The organism is Bacillus sp. RC251, from assembly GCF_044908765.1.
GTDB lineage: Bacteria > Bacillota > Bacilli > Bacillales > Bacillaceae_G > Bacillus_A > Bacillus_A wiedmannii.
Genome location: NZ_JBIYDP010000002.1, coordinates 463,812 through 478,348 on the forward strand (window position 1 = coordinate 463,812; position 14,537 = coordinate 478,348).

The 14,537-nt window shown below is 33.5% G+C and carries 13 protein-coding genes, 3 pseudogenes and 1 riboswitch; of the genes and pseudogenes, 7 read left to right on the forward strand and 9 right to left on the reverse strand.

Annotation, left to right across the window (positions count from 1 at the left end):
• Window positions 1-4: 4 nt before the first annotated feature.
• Window positions 5-205, reverse strand: a complete 201-nt coding sequence (locus tag ABH961_RS12410) for a hypothetical protein (RefSeq protein ID WP_000929285.1) — start codon at window positions 203-205, stop codon at window positions 5-7.
• A gap of 309 nt (window positions 206-514) precedes the next feature.
• On the opposite strand from ABH961_RS12410, the gene kinB reads away from it, so the two are divergent.
• Window positions 515-1,789 (forward strand): sporulation sensor histidine kinase KinB, encoded by a 1,275-nt coding sequence (gene kinB / locus ABH961_RS12415; protein ID WP_098076521.1) that lies wholly within the window; start codon window positions 515-517, stop codon window positions 1,787-1,789.
• Between the two features lie 52 nt (window positions 1,790-1,841).
• Here the strand turns inward: kinB and ABH961_RS12420 are convergent, their stop codons facing one another.
• Window positions 1,842-2,591 carry a DUF3967 domain-containing protein gene (locus tag ABH961_RS12420; RefSeq protein ID WP_000387495.1) on the reverse strand — a complete coding sequence of 250 codons (750 nt, stop codon included), beginning with the start codon at window positions 2,589-2,591 and terminating at the stop codon, window positions 1,842-1,844.
• Between the two features lie 236 nt (window positions 2,592-2,827).
• Here ABH961_RS12420 and nucA point away from each other — a divergent pair, with 236 nt between their 5' ends.
• Window positions 2,828-3,262 (forward strand): DNA-entry nuclease, encoded by a 435-nt coding sequence (gene nucA, locus ABH961_RS12425; RefSeq protein ID WP_000811502.1) that lies wholly within the window; start codon window positions 2,828-2,830, stop codon window positions 3,260-3,262.
• A gap of 36 nt (window positions 3,263-3,298) precedes the next feature.
• Window positions 3,299-3,688, forward strand: coding sequence for a competence protein ComJ (gene comJ, locus ABH961_RS12430; protein ID WP_098076518.1), 390 nt, complete (start codon window positions 3,299-3,301; stop codon window positions 3,686-3,688).
• A gap of 37 nt (window positions 3,689-3,725) precedes the next feature.
• Here the strand turns inward: comJ and metE are convergent, their stop codons facing one another.
• A complete protein-coding gene (gene metE, locus ABH961_RS12435; protein WP_404519454.1) occupies window positions 3,726-6,014 on the reverse strand; it encodes a 5-methyltetrahydropteroyltriglutamate--homocysteine S-methyltransferase in 2,289 nt (762 codons plus the stop codon).
• 128 nt (window positions 6,015-6,142) lie between these two features.
• Window positions 6,143-6,330: riboswitch (cobalamin riboswitch) on the reverse strand.
• 354 nt (window positions 6,331-6,684) lie between these two features.
• On the opposite strand from metE, the gene ABH961_RS12440 reads away from it, so the two are divergent.
• Window positions 6,685-7,116, forward strand: a complete 432-nt coding sequence (locus ABH961_RS12440; protein WP_098076512.1) for an NUDIX hydrolase — start codon at window positions 6,685-6,687, stop codon at window positions 7,114-7,116.
• A gap of 191 nt (window positions 7,117-7,307) precedes the next feature.
• On the opposite strand, the gene ABH961_RS12445 is transcribed toward ABH961_RS12440, so the two are convergent.
• The 5 genes and pseudogenes from ABH961_RS12445 to ABH961_RS12460 form a co-directional block, all read right to left on the reverse strand.
• On the reverse strand, window positions 7,308-7,865 hold the full coding sequence (locus tag ABH961_RS12445) for a PadR family transcriptional regulator (RefSeq protein ID WP_098076509.1): 558 nt from the start codon (window positions 7,863-7,865) through the stop codon (window positions 7,308-7,310).
• A 159-nt stretch (window positions 7,866-8,024) separates the two neighbouring features.
• A pseudogene (locus ABH961_RS12450) lies at window positions 8,025-9,183 on the reverse strand (RNA-guided endonuclease InsQ/TnpB family protein).
• A pseudogene (locus tag ABH961_RS30075) lies at window positions 9,180-9,302 on the reverse strand (RNA-guided endonuclease TnpB family protein); the annotation flags it as partial. The pseudogenes ABH961_RS12450 and ABH961_RS30075, both read right to left, overlap by 4 nt.
• A gap of 15 nt (window positions 9,303-9,317) precedes the next feature.
• A pseudogene (locus tag ABH961_RS30080) lies at window positions 9,318-9,443 on the reverse strand (MerR family DNA-binding transcriptional regulator); the annotation flags it as partial.
• A 199-nt stretch (window positions 9,444-9,642) separates the two neighbouring features.
• Window positions 9,643-11,190 (reverse strand): MDR family MFS transporter, encoded by a 1,548-nt coding sequence (locus tag ABH961_RS12460; RefSeq protein WP_404519457.1) that lies wholly within the window; start codon window positions 11,188-11,190, stop codon window positions 9,643-9,645.
• A gap of 425 nt (window positions 11,191-11,615) precedes the next feature.
• Here ABH961_RS12460 and ABH961_RS12465 point away from each other — a divergent pair, with 425 nt between their 5' ends.
• A complete protein-coding gene (locus ABH961_RS12465) occupies window positions 11,616-12,116 on the forward strand; it encodes a hypothetical protein (protein ID WP_000708184.1) in 501 nt (166 codons plus the stop codon).
• A gap of 31 nt (window positions 12,117-12,147) precedes the next feature.
• Here the strand turns inward: ABH961_RS12465 and ABH961_RS12470 are convergent, their stop codons facing one another.
• Complete coding sequence (locus ABH961_RS12470; protein ID WP_048546155.1) at window positions 12,148-12,381, reverse strand: SPP1 phage holin family protein; 234 nt, start codon at window positions 12,379-12,381, stop codon at window positions 12,148-12,150.
• Window positions 12,382-12,544: 163 nt separating this feature from the next.
• On the opposite strand from ABH961_RS12470, the gene ABH961_RS12475 reads away from it, so the two are divergent.
• Window positions 12,545-13,186, forward strand: coding sequence for a diguanylate cyclase domain-containing protein (locus ABH961_RS12475; protein ID WP_098079023.1), 642 nt, complete (start codon window positions 12,545-12,547; stop codon window positions 13,184-13,186).
• Window positions 13,187-13,844: 658 nt separating this feature from the next.
• Window positions 13,845-14,507: a YkyA family protein gene (locus ABH961_RS12480; protein WP_048546152.1), complete on the forward strand. Its 663-nt coding sequence runs from the start codon at window positions 13,845-13,847 to the stop codon at window positions 14,505-14,507.
• Window positions 14,508-14,537: the final 30 nt, after the last annotated feature.

The following is a 14,537-nucleotide window of genomic DNA, read 5'->3' on the forward strand; positions in this document are numbered from 1 at the left end:
CTTTTTAATATCCGTACTCCCAATCTATTTCATCTTCATTCCAAAGTACAGAGGATACTTTGCCAAGGTGAACAACTGATTCATTCACAGCACATGTGCAATTTTCTTCTCCGGTTTTATGCTGTAACTCTTCATATACTGATTTTTCAACATTTTCTAGAACGACCAAATTTTCTTCTTTTAAAACAAGCGTAGTACCCGCCATATTTATCTTCCTCCTACTAAAATAATGATCACTTATTTGTAAACATAGATAGTATGGATTATATGCTGTATTTTGCTATAGTTGTCCGTCTCATGAAGTATTTTTTATTTTCTTTGTAATCCGTATTCATTGTATACTGTCAGGCAGAAATTTGGTACAGGGTTTACATTCATTTCGAAAATCTGTAACAATTATTATGTGCTGTTAACAAAGAATTAACAAATTCGTTAAGAAAATTCAAAATTTTAAAACAAATAAACCCGTAAAATGATATAATCATATCAAAATACATATAGGGGATGAGAGGCTATGGAGATGATCCGTGATTTAATGATCCAAATTGCCATCATTATTTTGCCACTATTTTTATATGAAGCGATTCGTTTAAATCGTTATCAAGAAATGCCTCCGAAGCCGAACCGCTACTTTATTATGTTTTTATCCAGCATTACACTCATTCTCTCCATGACATACTCTATTTGTTTTGGTGACATTTGTGGGTATAATTTTCACCCAATCCCGATTGTTAGTGGTTTTTTATATGGTGGAATTGTTGGTTTAATTCCGGCCGTTATTTTTGTTGCATATGAATGGGCGCTAAAGGGAATGAGCCTTCTTCCGGTAATAGAAGTAATATTTCTATTGATAGTTCCATTATTTTTATCAAAGAAATGGTCTCTATTTTCAAGGGATAAGAAGTTAATTTTAGCATTTATGATTTCATCACTATACGTACTTGTTTCTTTAGTGATTGGTATGATTAACGTTCTGTTAGAAACGGGGTTTACACCACACATTTCACACTTATATAGCGGATATATATTTGCTTCGCTTATTATGGTTATGACTATGGTATTTCAAGTGTACTTAACAGAATATTTAAACGAAAATGCAATATTACGTACAGAGATGCAAAAGTCAGAAAAGCTTAATATTGTAAGTGAGTTGGCAGCAAGTGTTGCACATGAGGTTCGAAATCCGCTCACTGTTGTTCGTGGTTTTATTCAATTGTTAGAAAGTACGGAAGATGTGAAGAATAAGGATTATATGCGTCTCGTATTAGCCGAATTGGATCGGGCAGAACAAATTATTTCAGATTATTTGAATTTAGCAAGGCCGCAAATTGAGAAAAAAGAACACATTTGCTTATCCGCTCAATTAATTGAAATGACAACTCTTATGTCATCATTTGCAGCGATGCAAGGTGTATATTTGCAAGTTGAGATTTCTGAAAGTCTTTATACGATCGGTGATAAGACGAAATTGAAGCAAGCTATTATGAATGTTGTTAAAAATGGTATTGAAGCAATCCAAGGAAATAAAGGATATTTAAAAGTAACGGCTATGCAAAAAGATGAAACGATAGTAATAAGAGTTAAAGATAGTGGTGTTGGAATGACGAAAGAACAGTTAGTAAGACTGGGACAACCGTATTATTCTTTAAAAGAAAAAGGGACAGGATTAGGACTTATGGTAACATTTAGTATTTTACAAGCGCATAATGGTACGCTGGAATATAAAAGCGAAAGTGGGAAAGGAACTGAAGCGATTATTATATTGCCAGCTGTAAGAAATAAGGAATAAAAGTTACCGATGGAAGGTAACTTTTTATTTTATATAGGAAAAAAATATTATTTTATTCAGATGTTTTTTCTTGTTTTGATCGGCTAAATAAACTTCTAAATGATTGAAAAAAACTTTGTTCTTTCGAAGCTGCGACTAATCTTTTTGTTTCTTGAATTTCGCGAATCACTTGCATAAGTTGTGCATCCCGGTTGCTGTCTTTATTATAAATTTGATTTACGAGTTTATTCATTTTTTCCTCTTGCTTGGATTCTCGTTTATACATATGATTCATTAATAAGTCCATCTTTTCTTTTTGCAGGGCATCTGTTTGAGCGGCATGATCTACTAACTCTTGTAGCATTTTTTCTTGAGAGCCTTCTTTTACATAAACTTGTTGCATCAATTCATCTAGCTTTTCATCTTTTAAACGATTTTGGGTAATAAGGGTAGAATTTTGATGAATAATTGCTTCATTTAATTGAGCGAGCATTTCAAGTTTTAACATGAACTCCTCAAAGTTACGCCCATCTTCTTTTTCTTTCGTTTGTATTTCTTGCTTATCTTGTATAGCGGGTACAGGCGGGGCCTCTTTTTCTTTTAAAATAATAGGTATCGTTTCTGAAATATCTTCTTGCAGTTTAGCAGCTCTTTCATGTATAGATTTCAATAGTTTTAAATCATCCAGTTTATAAATACGAGCATCAGCTGTTTTTGAAATGATATAACCATGTTCCTCTAACAGTTGGCTATATTTACGGACTATATGTTTTGGGATGCCTGTTTTATTCGTGACATCTTTCGTTTTATAGATAGCTTCCATGTTATTTCCTCCCCAAAAAGTATCGTATATATCATTTCAATCTTTTATGAGGACTTCCTTTAAAAAAGAATGTCGGAAGGTTATTAGTTTTCTACAGCATTAGTGAAAAGATGAAGAAAAATGAGAGTTTTTGGCGGAATGGCGAAGAAGAGCTAAAATAATGTCTGAAAACATATACAGGAGAAGTTTGTTATAATAACTGAGGAAAAGAAACTGGTAGAAGCATGGAGGTATACATGAAGCAATTAAAAGGTATTATCATTTCAATTATTGCAATTCTTTCTATTGTAGTAGCGGTTTATGAAGTACTTGTTCCAGAGGAAACAAGTATCAAAAAAACGAATGCATATGATCAAGTTCTAGAATTTCCGAAAGAGCGATATCCAGAGACAGGGAAACATATTACGGATGCTATAAAAGAAGGACATTCAGAAGTTTGTACAATCGACCGTGGTGGTGCTGCGGATAGAAGAAAATTATCGTTAGCTCCATACCCATCAAAAAAAGGGTATGATCGTGATGAATGGCCAATGGCGATGTGTAAAGAAGGCGGAAAAGGAGCACATATTGAATATATAAGTCCAGCAGATAACCGCGGAGCAGGGTCTTGGGTAGGAAATAAGTTAGATAAATACCCAGATGGTACGCGTGTGAAATTTGACGTAAAGTAGTAGTTGCATATTTCATAATGAAGGAGAAGGGGAACGATGGAGTTAACAATTTCTTATTCGCAATTAATGTTGATGAACTATGACGGTGATCAGCCTTACGTAGACTGGACGGATGAAGATTTTGAAAGAGGTTATGCGAAGGTGGATGGAACTGTTATTTTTGAAGCACTTTCTGATTATATTTGTGAAGTAAAAGTGACCCCTGGGAAACATATTGAGAAAGAAGAGGTGATTAGAACGGTTACAGTTCCTTTTACAGTTAAAAATGAATGTATCGTTGTAACAAGTATTCTTTCGAATAAATTCCAAATCCCTATTCCGAATGGTGAGTATACGGTTGTATTACAGGCAACTCCTCTTGAAGAACCAACGGATGATGAATTATATAAAATACAATACGAATTCTTTTTTGAAAGTAAAGAATAAAAAATGGGTTATCCTTTTTGAGGATAACCCATTTTTGTTATGCGTTTGTTTTTAGCAGGGAACGAGCATCTTTTGCTGCTTGCACCATGTGTTCTAAAGCCGGGATAACTTCTTCCGTTCTTCTCGTTTTTAAACCACAATCAGGATTAATCCAGAAATATTTAGGATCACATACTTCTAAAGATTGTTCTACGATTTTATACATTTCATCTTTACTCGGTACACGTGGGCTATGAATATCATATACACCTAGACCGATGCCTTTTTCGTATGTTGTATGTTTTAATGTGTCAATAAATTCACCGTGACTTCTTGATGTTTCGATAGAAATCACATCTGCATCTAATGCGCGAATCGCATCAACAATATCTTCGAAGTTACTGTAACACATATGCGTATGAATTTGTGTTTCATTTGCTACAGAAGAAGTTGCTAAAAGGAAGGATTGTACTGCCCATGTAATATAAGCATCCCAATCTTTTTCTTTTAGTGGCATTCCTTCACGAAGTGCTGGCTCATCGACTTGGATTACTCGAATTCCGGAAGATTCAAGTAGTTCAATTTCGTGACGAAGAGCTAATGCAATTTGATACGAAACTTCTTTTCTTGGAATGTCATTTCGAACGAAGGACCAATTTAAAATCGTAACAGGTCCAGTTAACATTCCTTTTACAATTTTCTCTGTTAAGCTTTGTGCATAAACCGTTTCCTTAATAGTCATTCCGTTAATAAAGGCAACATCGCCATAAATAACAGGTGGTTTTACGCAGCGAGAACCGTATGATTGTACCCAACCGTTTTTAGTGAATGAGAAACCAGCAAGGCGCTCACCAAAATATTCGACCATGTCAGTTCTTTCGAATTCACCATGTACAAGAACATCAAGACCAATTTCTTCTTGGTAACGAATCCATTTTTCTGTCTCTTTTTCAATAAATTGTTCATATTGTTCATTTGAAATAACACCGTTACGCCATTCTTTTCGAGTTTGACGAACTTCAGTTGTTTGCGGGAAGCTACCAATAGTCGTTGTTGGTAATAACGGTAACTCCAGGGCAACTTGTTGTAATTCGTATCGTTTTTCAAATGGAAGAGGACGTGAAAAATCTTCTTCTTTTAGTGCTATTCGTGCTGTTTTAACATCTTCTCGGTTACGTGCAGCAGATGAACGAATTGTATGATGTACATTTCGGTATGTTTCCAGCTCATTACTAATGCTTTCTGTACCTTGAGTAAGAGAGGAATGAATAAGAACTAACTCTTCTAATTTTTGATTTGCAAATGCTAACGCATCGAATAGCTCAGTTGATAAGTGAGTTTCTTCTGTTTTATCAATTGGCGTATGCAATAAGCTACAAGAAGGCTGAACGATGAAATCTTTCGTTTGGACTTGTTTTTGTAACGTTGTAAATAACGTAAGAACTTCATCAAGGTCAGCTCTCCAAATGTTACGGCCATCTATACAACCGACAGCTAAAGTTTTATCAGCTGGGAATCCATATTTTGAAATAGCATTTAGATTACCTTCTTTACCATGAACGAAATCTAATCCAATACCCGATACAGGGAATGTAATAATTTCTTCATAGTTTTCTTCTACACTATCAAAATATGTTTGTAAAAGAAGATTCGCATTTGGAACTTCTTTACGAATAGCTTCATAAATTTCTTTTGCTTGTTGAACTTCTTCTTTCGTTAAAGAAGCAAAAATCGGTTCATCAACTTGAATGACTTGTGCACCAGCTGCATGTAGTTCTGAAATCAGTTGTACGTAAGGTGCAACTAACTGTTTTAAAATCGTAGCAAATTGCTCTTGTGTGTAGCCTTTAGCTAATTTTAAGAAAGTATATGGTCCTAAAATAACAGGTTTTCCATCTACTCCTAATTCTTGTTTTGCCTCTTCGTATAAGCGAAGTGGACGATTATCTTTTAAAGAGATTTGTAATCCCTCTTCATATTCAGGAACGATATAATGATAGTTTGTGTTAAACCATTTTGTCATTTCAGAAGCTACGTGATCTTTAGAGCCACGCGCCATTGCGAAATATACATCAAGGTAAGATGTAAACTCAGAAAAACGTGATGGGATAAATCCTAGCATATAAGCAGTATCCAAAACGTGATCATAATATGTAAAGTCGCCAATTGGAATGAGTTCAATCCCTTTTTCTTGCTGTACTTTTACGTGTTGAAGGCGAATTGTTTTCATCTTTGTTAAAAATTGTTCTTCATCGATTTTATTGGACCAAAAAGCTTCCAATGTCTTTTTCCACTCTCGTTGTAGTCCGATACGTGGATAACCTAAGTTACTTGTTTGAATTGCCATTTTAAATTCCTCCCTAATTGAAAGTAAGCATTTCCGTTTACTAGGAAATACCTATAACAAAAAGCATAAAGGCATAGAAAATAAGCCTTCCTTTTTGTTTTAACACCTCATCATCATCCGTGAATCTATCAGTGTTGTTAAAACAGGCAGGTCTCCTGACTTATGCTTCATATAATCTCTTTTACCTTCCCGTTTTCACAGTGGCATAGAAAAGAAATCTCAGCATTTACAGTGGCGGGACCGTGTTGGAGTTTCACCAAGCTTCCCTTTTAAACACGAAACGAAATTTTCGTGTACCTATTTTCCTTTTGAAAGGAAGTTAACAAGCGATATGATATTGAAACAAATTCTAACACAATTTTTGGAATTTTGTCTACTGTTTTAAAATAAGAAAATTCTAAAGTTTTTTATTTTTATTATTCAGATCATTCTGGTTTTTATAAGACGAAGAAAAGTAAGAGGAATTGAAAGTAAGTACGATTAAACATACAAAGAAGTATGTACTTGTACAGAGCTAAGATGCTAGTTATGTTATTTGAAAATTAATCCATATTCTGGAATGAGGAAGGGAATTGAATGGTTCATTTTGAAATAGTAAGTTATCACAAGAAAGAAAAAGGTTTCTGTATAAAGATACATATACTAAGTTTATAGAAATGGGGAATTTCAATTGGAACAAAGTACACAAAATATTTATTCACCACCAAAACATATAGTTTCAGCAGCGACAATTGTAATTAATGAACAAAAAGAAATCTTATTAATTAAGGGACCTAGAAGAGGATGGGAAATGCCAGGTGGACAAGTTGAAGAAGGAGAGTCTTTGAAGGATGCTGCAATAAGGGAGACTAAAGAGGAGACAGGTGTTGATATTGAAGTTTTAAAATTTTGTGGAGTATTCCAAAATGTGAACCATTCAATATGTAATACGTTGTTTTTAGCTAGACCAGTTGGAGGTAAATTAACGACTACACCAGAAAGTTTGGAAGTAGGGTTCTATCCTATTGAGCAGGCGTTAGAGATGGTGAATTTTATGAATTTCAGACAAAGAATTGAATACAGTTTGGATGAAAAACAACAACCTTTTTATATAGAGTTTTAAGAGGGAATCTTCCATTATGGGACGCCAGTGACGAATAAATCTTTGTTATATTTTTGATTGCAGTGAAATAAGTATCTTATAGCGAAAATAAAACAAGCATCCCCCGTCCTAAATTAGAACGGGGCTATGCTTGTTTTAGGGTGTAAAAAGAAATAACTTTATTGTCTTTTTACAGTTTCTCCTTTATAAGTTTAACCTTCATCTATATCAATTTCTGAAAGTTGCCCTGCAACTGCATCTGTAAGGAGGGTGTTTAACCATTGCAATTCAACTGAGATATGTTCAATAACACTTTGCAAAATATATAGTTGTGCACGTGGAATTTGTCCTTTGCTACAATCATAAATAGCTTGCATTTTATGTAAATATTGAACGGTATCATTTTTCTTTTTTTCTAAAATAGGAACTAACTCTTGGTCATCACCAAAATGAGCGAAAGAGAGTGCCGAATAAATTGGTTTATATATTTGATTTTTTGCCTCGAATTGTTTTAATAGCAACTTGTGAAATAATTGTTTACCTTCTTTTGTTATATGAAAGATTGTTTTATCGGGTCTATTCGTATCTCGAACAATAGTTGTAATACGAATTGCACCGTGCTTTTCTAATTGCTCGAAGGCGTAGTAAAGTGATCCTTTTGCATATTTAATATAACAATCCATTTGTCTTTCTTTCATGATGTGTTGCACTTCATATGGATGTTTATCCCCTTCGAGTAGCAAACCGAGAATGACTAATTTCATGCTCATTCTGTCTCAACTGCTACTAAAAATATAGACAAATGTATATTCTTAGAGTATTCCTGCTTCTACGTGCCCTGCCTCGCTAATCACTTGCTACTACAGTTTGCTGTGACACTCCACAGGCGTAAATTCCGATGTAGCCCACCGTACATATATACAATCTATTTACGTTAGTATTGTATATTCTTTTGCTTGTAAAAGGTTTATTGCTGCGCTCAAATCTCTATCCATTACATTGCCACATTCACATGTATATACTCGGTCAGATAGCTTTAAATCCACTTTCTTTTGACTGCAACATGAGCATAACTTTGACGATGGATAAAACCGGTCTACTTGACGTAATTCAATTCCATATTCCTCACATTTCGTCAAAAGCTACGTTTTAAAAGCAAAAAAAGACTGCTTGGCAATTGTTTTAGATAAATGTTTATTCTTCATCATACCTTTCACATTCAAATCTTCCACTGTAATAAACGTTGGCTTGGTTTTCACCACATTCGTTACAATAGACTTTACATACTCTATTCGAATATTCGCTAATCGAGCATGCAACTTTTGCACTCTAAGAACATTTTTATCTATATTCACTCTTTTATTAGTAACAGATTTTTCACCTCTCTTTTTTAGATTTTCAAATTTACGTGCTAAAGAGCGTTGTTCACGTTTTAACCGTTTTTCTATCTTTTTTACTTTTATTGTTTTGTTGATGTTTTCATGAACGATACCATCGCTACGTGTAGCAAAATCCTTCACTCCTAAATCAATCCCTAGACCTATTTTATTGAGTGCTAACTTTGTTGCCATTTCTTCCAATTCGCAAAGTACAGATACAAAATATCTTCCTGCTCTTTGATATACTGTGCCACTTTTTACAGTTGCATTTTTAGGGATATATCCATATTCTTTTAACCTTACCCAACCAATTGTAGGAACTTTGACTCTATGTCTTTCTACTGTCCAATCTGTTTTGTTGTTTTTCGGAAAGTAGCACTTCACATCTTGCTTTCTCTTTTTTTTTATATCGTGGAAACTTAGATAAACCTTAAAAAAGCCGCTTAAAAGCTTTATCTCCATTCATAATCGCTTGTTTTACCGCTTTGCTCGACACTTCTTTAATCCACTGGTCACACTCTTTTGTATGAATATTGTTCAGCCATTTGGAAAAGTCATAGCCACTAAGAAATTTCCCCTCCGACTCATATGCCTCTTTATTTTTAGAGATATACAGGTTATATACATATCGACACACCCCAATAGTTTGACGGATTTTACTAATTTGTTCAGTTGTCGGTTTGATTTCTATTAAATATGTTCTTTTCATAAGTCTTCATCCTCCGACATTTTCTTTTTGTATTTTCTCAACCCATATATTCTACAGCTAAATACATGAATGATAGATATTAAATCCTGAACAAGTTCTTCTTGAATACCCATATATTCCTTATACTGTTCTTCTGTAGAATATCTTCTTCCTTTTTGGTTTCGGTAAGCAGTTAAAACACCTTGATTGTCCCACCTTTGTAATGTCTTAACAGAGACATTAAGCATTTCTGAAAATTCTTTTGGTTTATATTGTTTCATAATTACTTTTTTGCTATATATGCACACTTTTGTCTATGTTTTTGTTTACTGTTTCTTTCTCCTGTATATAGAAACTTTATCCCGATTGGTGAGGGATAATAACCAGTGGGAATGGTTCCTTACTGATCAAAAATTTACTTTATATATTATAAGCGGCATACCCTTTTTCATAAAGGGTATGCCGCTTCTTTTTTCTATACTAACTTACTTGCTTTTGTTTTTGTTTTTGTTTCGTTTTTGGACCTGTAAAGAGTCGTTCATTTCCCATAAGTAAAATACAAATAATACTTAGTACAGCCGGGATAAGTGCCCAGAAGAATGTGCTGGCAATAGAGGTAGCTAGAGCCTCTTTAATACCAGTTAATATTTCAGCTGGAATCTTCTCGGTAGCACCTTGTGATAATAAGAAACTTGTGTCTCCGCCTTGTGGAGCTAATTTAGCTAGTTCAGGAGGGAACACCGTGCTTAATTTATCTGTAAAAATATGATTTTGAATGGTACCGAAAATTGTTACACCAAGAGTCATACCGAGTGAACGGAAGAATGAGTTTGTTGATGTAGCAGAACCACGATCTCGCATTTCTAACTTGTGGATAGAAGACATACTTAAAACTGAGAACGAGAAACCAACTCCAAGTCCAGTGAGAACCATAAATAGTGTTACAAGTAGACGAGGTGTATCCATCGTTAAAGTACTTAGTAAATAAATACCAATTACAAAGAAAACGCCAGATACGATCATGATGTTACGATAACTTGTTCGTGAAGCTAACTGTCCACCTGTTTGACTTCCAATTACAGAGCCAACCATCATAGGTGTTAAAATTAATCCAGCATTGGAGGCTGAACCGCCGAGAACACCTTGAACGAAGATTGGAATATAAACTGTACAGATAATAAAAGCGGCACCATAGAAAAAGGCAACGCCTTGGCTAGCTGCGAATAAAGGTTTTTTAAAAAGATGGAAAGAAATGATAGGCTCCGTTGCTTTTCGTTCTATGAAGAAGAAAATAATGAGCATAATAACAACTGTTATAAATAAACCGATAATTACAGTGGAATTCCATGCGTATTCTTTACCACCAAGTTCTAAGGCGAACATTAAGCAAACGATACTAATAACAAGCGTAATGGCACCAGCCCAATCAATTTTTTGTTTTCTAAATTCTAGAGATTCACTGTAGTATTTAGTAATGAAGAAGAAGGAGATAATTCCTAATGGAATATTAATATAGAAGACCCAATGCCAACTTATATAGTCTGTAATATAAGCACCTAATAAAGGGCCAAATACACTAGATGTTCCGAAAACCGCACCAAATAGCCCTGTCATTTTTCCGCGCTTTTCTGGTGGGAATATATCGTACATAATCGTGAAGGCGATAGGCATAAGAGCACCGCCACCGATCCCTTGAATTGCTCTATAAATACTTAGTTGCTCAATACTAGATGCTGTCCCGCAAAGTGCAGAACCGAATAAGAAAAGAATGAGACCACCAATATAAAAGCGTTTCCGTCCGTACATATCAGAAAGTTTTCCGAATATAGGCATCCCTGCCATTGTTGCTACCATATATGCAGACGTGACCCAAACAAACTTGTCAAATCCTCCTAGGTCTCCAACAATCGTTGCCATTGCTGTTGCAACGATTGTATTATCCATTGCCGCCATTAAAATACCAAGTAATAAACCTGCAACAACAAATTTTGTATTGTTGGAGTCTTTTTTTGATAATTGAGATTCCAAATATAACCCTCCTTTAATAATAAGTAAACTATATGAAGTTTTGAGTGCAGCGCATAAAAATTTGAAATATAGTTTTTTAAATTAATTTACATAAGTGCACTGACAAAGCCATAAAGAATATTATAGTCAAATTTGACTAAAAGGCAAACTTTTTCTTTCGCCAAAATATTCAGTTGTATGGACAGAGAAAGAGTGAGCAATACTTAGTATTGGTGTAAAGTCAATGAAGGAAATTGTAAAAAAATATTTCAGTAAGAATACCTTCTGTTAACAGAGGAAAAATGGTTTTTTCTTTATATTGTCGAATAGGATAAAAGAAAGAGTAATAACTATATATCGTTTGTAACAAGCTTTATTAATATTGTGTGGAGAGGCAGAATAAGGTCGTATGGATATGATGCATCTGAAATGGGGTGAATATTATTATGAAAATATGGAAACGAATTTCAGATCAAGGTAGGCGTTCAATGCCGCTACAACCGGTGTTATGGATTGATGGCTCAAAAAAAGAAAACGAATGTCCTAATGTAGCAGTTACATTGCAAATCCGTAGTATGTATAAAGAAAAATTTTCATATGAACTGACCTATGATGTAAATGACATACTTATTATTCGAATTGAAGTTGAAAATAAAGGAATGGAAATGATTTCACGAGTTGTAGTAAGTCATATGATTCGAGATTATTTTGCCTATATTCCAAACTCATTAAAGGCTGATAAGGGGATGAGTGAGTTCCTGTTCCAGCTTGTAAGGTGGCGGATTGATAATTTATTACCGAATGAGAAGGTAGAACTAATTTGTAAAATAAAAGCAAATAAAGATAAAGCACTTAAAAACGCATTATTTCAGGCTACATATACATTTCAATATAAAGGAGTATCATATGGTCCACTGCAAACAAATGAAGTTGTTGTGCGGCAATGATAAAAAGGAACCTGTAAGAAAGGTTCCTTTTTTAATGAAGATTGTGTTTTTTGAGTACTTTTTTTTGCTCCATTCCTTTTTTTCCTACATAATTATTTTTATAACCAAAATATAAAATGAAAAGAAAGGAAGCAACATTTACAATAGCATCAATTTGATCGTTTGTAATAAAGTTCACTCCGAAAGAATTAAACAGTAATTTTAATGATAATAGAAAACCTGCTAGTAAACGTATAATATCTGATAGATTCTCTTTTTGTAGCATATAAGTCACCTCTTTCTAAAACGATATATAGTATATATATGAAATAGAATAGAAATGGTAGACAAGCTTAAGCGGAAATGTACACTCAATATGTACATTTTTTATTTTGTAGAAAAACATAATTGTTATAGAAACATATATTGGTATAGAAAGGAGGAGAAGTATGAAACATAAAGGGAAAATTAGTGGGTTATTACTTGGGAATACAGTGGCAGTTACAGAATGGATTGCGCTTCAGGATGTAATTACAAAACTGGATTCGCGATCATTTTATACCGTCTTTATTATTTATATATTGCAAATGATACTCAGCTATTATTTTGGACATTGGTATGATAAAAGAGCGAGTGGGCGTATGGATACGGAAGTAGGGGGAATGGCAAGTAATGATTTTGTAGTTGATTTCTTTGAGAAAGTAGCTGCTTTATCAGAACGGGATTCTCATAATATTACAGTGTACATTCTTTCTGTGAAAGAATGGAAAGAACTAAAAGAAACAGTGCAAGAAAAAAAAATGGAGGTGTTAGTACAAAAATTGGAGAGTACGATTGTAAAGACAATTCGTAAAGGAGATGTCGTTACTAGGTGGGATGAAAATAAGTATGTTATTGTGGCGATTGATAACGGACATGAAAAGTCGACAATAACAAATCGATTAATGAAAAATATTGAAAGTGAAATAGAAAATGGTTTGTTAAGTATGACGCTATTATTTGGAGCTGCTAGTTATCCAATAGGAGGAAAAACTTTTGAAGAATTGTTAAGAAAGGCACAAAATCAATTGTACCAGCATAGGGGTTTGTAAGAAAATGAGTGAAACTTTGATTTAAAGAAATATGATATGAAGAAGTTTTTAATGTAACATTTTTTTGACTTTTATTACAAAAAGAACTTTTATTGTAATAAAAGTCTTTAAAAATATATGGAATAAGCATATAATTATGATGGATGTGTCAATGCATTTGCACAATGTGTTTCATTTTAAAAGTGTAGAGGGAAGCATGCTCTACACTTTTCCTTTTTAGGGAATGACAAGAATAATTGTAAGTTGTTGCAAGTTAGCATTTAAACTGTGTAAAATGAACAAAGAAATTATTTGATAGAAAGCGGAAAGGGAATGATAGAATGATAGACGTGAGAGAACAACGAACATCTTTTATCAGGTGAATTATTACTGTTGTTCTTCAAATTATTATGGCTGTGATGAATTCCGTTGTACTTTTATGTAATACATAGTATGAACAAGTTTTAAAAAGTACCAAGTAAAAGTATATGTAAAGATGGATACGAAATTGCTATTGAGTTCAAAGACGTAAAATGTAATTTCAAGTAATACAATTTGACAAGTATAATAAATAATATCAATGATTTTCGTAAAAAAGGTGCGAGTGTGGAGTTTATAGAAGGGTATATAATTTTCATAGCTTTTTACACGATGATCGTATATAAGTAGGAGGAAAAAGATGTTGAAGTATAGTAAATTAGCAATTGTAACTGCATTATCAATGACTTTATTAGCCGGTTGTTTCGGGCCGAAACCAGAAGAGGAATTATATGTTGCGTTTGAAAATGCTGCAAAGCAAGAAAAAACAATGTTTGAAGATGCAAAGAAACTTGAAACTTTAGAGAAAGAAGGACAAGAATTATATAACCAGATTGTTCAAGAAGGAAAAGATAATAATCAAGCTGTTAAGGAAAAACTGAACCAAGCAGTGAAAAATACAGATGAACGAGAAAAAGTGCTAAAAAAAGAAAAAGAATCTTTAAATAAGGCACAAGAAGAAGTGAAATCAGTAGATAAATATGTGAAGAAAATTGAAGATAAGAAATTGAAAGATCAAGCAAGTAAAGTGAAAAGCACATATGAGAAACGACAAGATTCATTTAACAAGATGTATGATAGCTATAATAAATCGTTAAAACAAGAAAAAGAATTATATACAATGTTACAAGATAAAGGTACAAAATTAAAAGATATTAGTGAAAAGGTAAAAGTAGTAAATCAATCTTATAAGGATATTGAATCAGAAAAAGACAAGTTTAATGAATTTACGAAATCTTATAATACAGAAAAAATAGCTTTTTATAAACAAGCAAATATTAAAATTAAAGAAGAGAAAAAATAAAACAGTTTGGCCTACAATTGGCCAAACTGT

What these genes read in the sequence shown, in the direction of transcription:
- ABH961_RS12410 (WP_000929285.1), bottom strand. Translation starts at nt 205, where the DNA reads ATGGCGGGTACTACGCTTGTTTTAAAAGAAGAAAATTTGGTCGTTCTA.
- kinB (WP_098076521.1), top strand. Translation starts at nt 515, where the DNA reads ATGGAGATGATCCGTGATTTAATGATCCAAATTGCCATCATTATTTTG.
- ABH961_RS12420 (WP_000387495.1), bottom strand. Translation starts at nt 2,591, where the DNA reads ATGGAAGCTATCTATAAAACGAAAGATGTCACGAATAAAACAGGCATC.
- nucA (WP_000811502.1), top strand. Translation starts at nt 2,828, where the DNA reads ATGAAGCAATTAAAAGGTATTATCATTTCAATTATTGCAATTCTTTCT.
- comJ (WP_098076518.1), top strand. Translation starts at nt 3,299, where the DNA reads ATGGAGTTAACAATTTCTTATTCGCAATTAATGTTGATGAACTATGAC.
- metE (WP_404519454.1), bottom strand. Translation starts at nt 6,014, where the DNA reads ATGGCAATTCAAACAAGTAACTTAGGTTATCCACGTATCGGACTACAA.
- ABH961_RS12445 (WP_098076509.1), bottom strand. Translation starts at nt 7,865, where the DNA reads ATGAGCATGAAATTAGTCATTCTCGGTTTGCTACTCGAAGGGGATAAA.
- ABH961_RS12465 (WP_000708184.1), top strand. Translation starts at nt 11,616, where the DNA reads ATGAAAATATGGAAACGAATTTCAGATCAAGGTAGGCGTTCAATGCCG.
- ABH961_RS12470 (WP_048546155.1), bottom strand. Translation starts at nt 12,381, where the DNA reads ATGCTACAAAAAGAGAATCTATCAGATATTATACGTTTACTAGCAGGT.
- ABH961_RS12475 (WP_098079023.1), top strand. Translation starts at nt 12,545, where the DNA reads ATGAAACATAAAGGGAAAATTAGTGGGTTATTACTTGGGAATACAGTG.
- ABH961_RS12480 (WP_048546152.1), top strand. Translation starts at nt 13,845, where the DNA reads ATGTTGAAGTATAGTAAATTAGCAATTGTAACTGCATTATCAATGACT.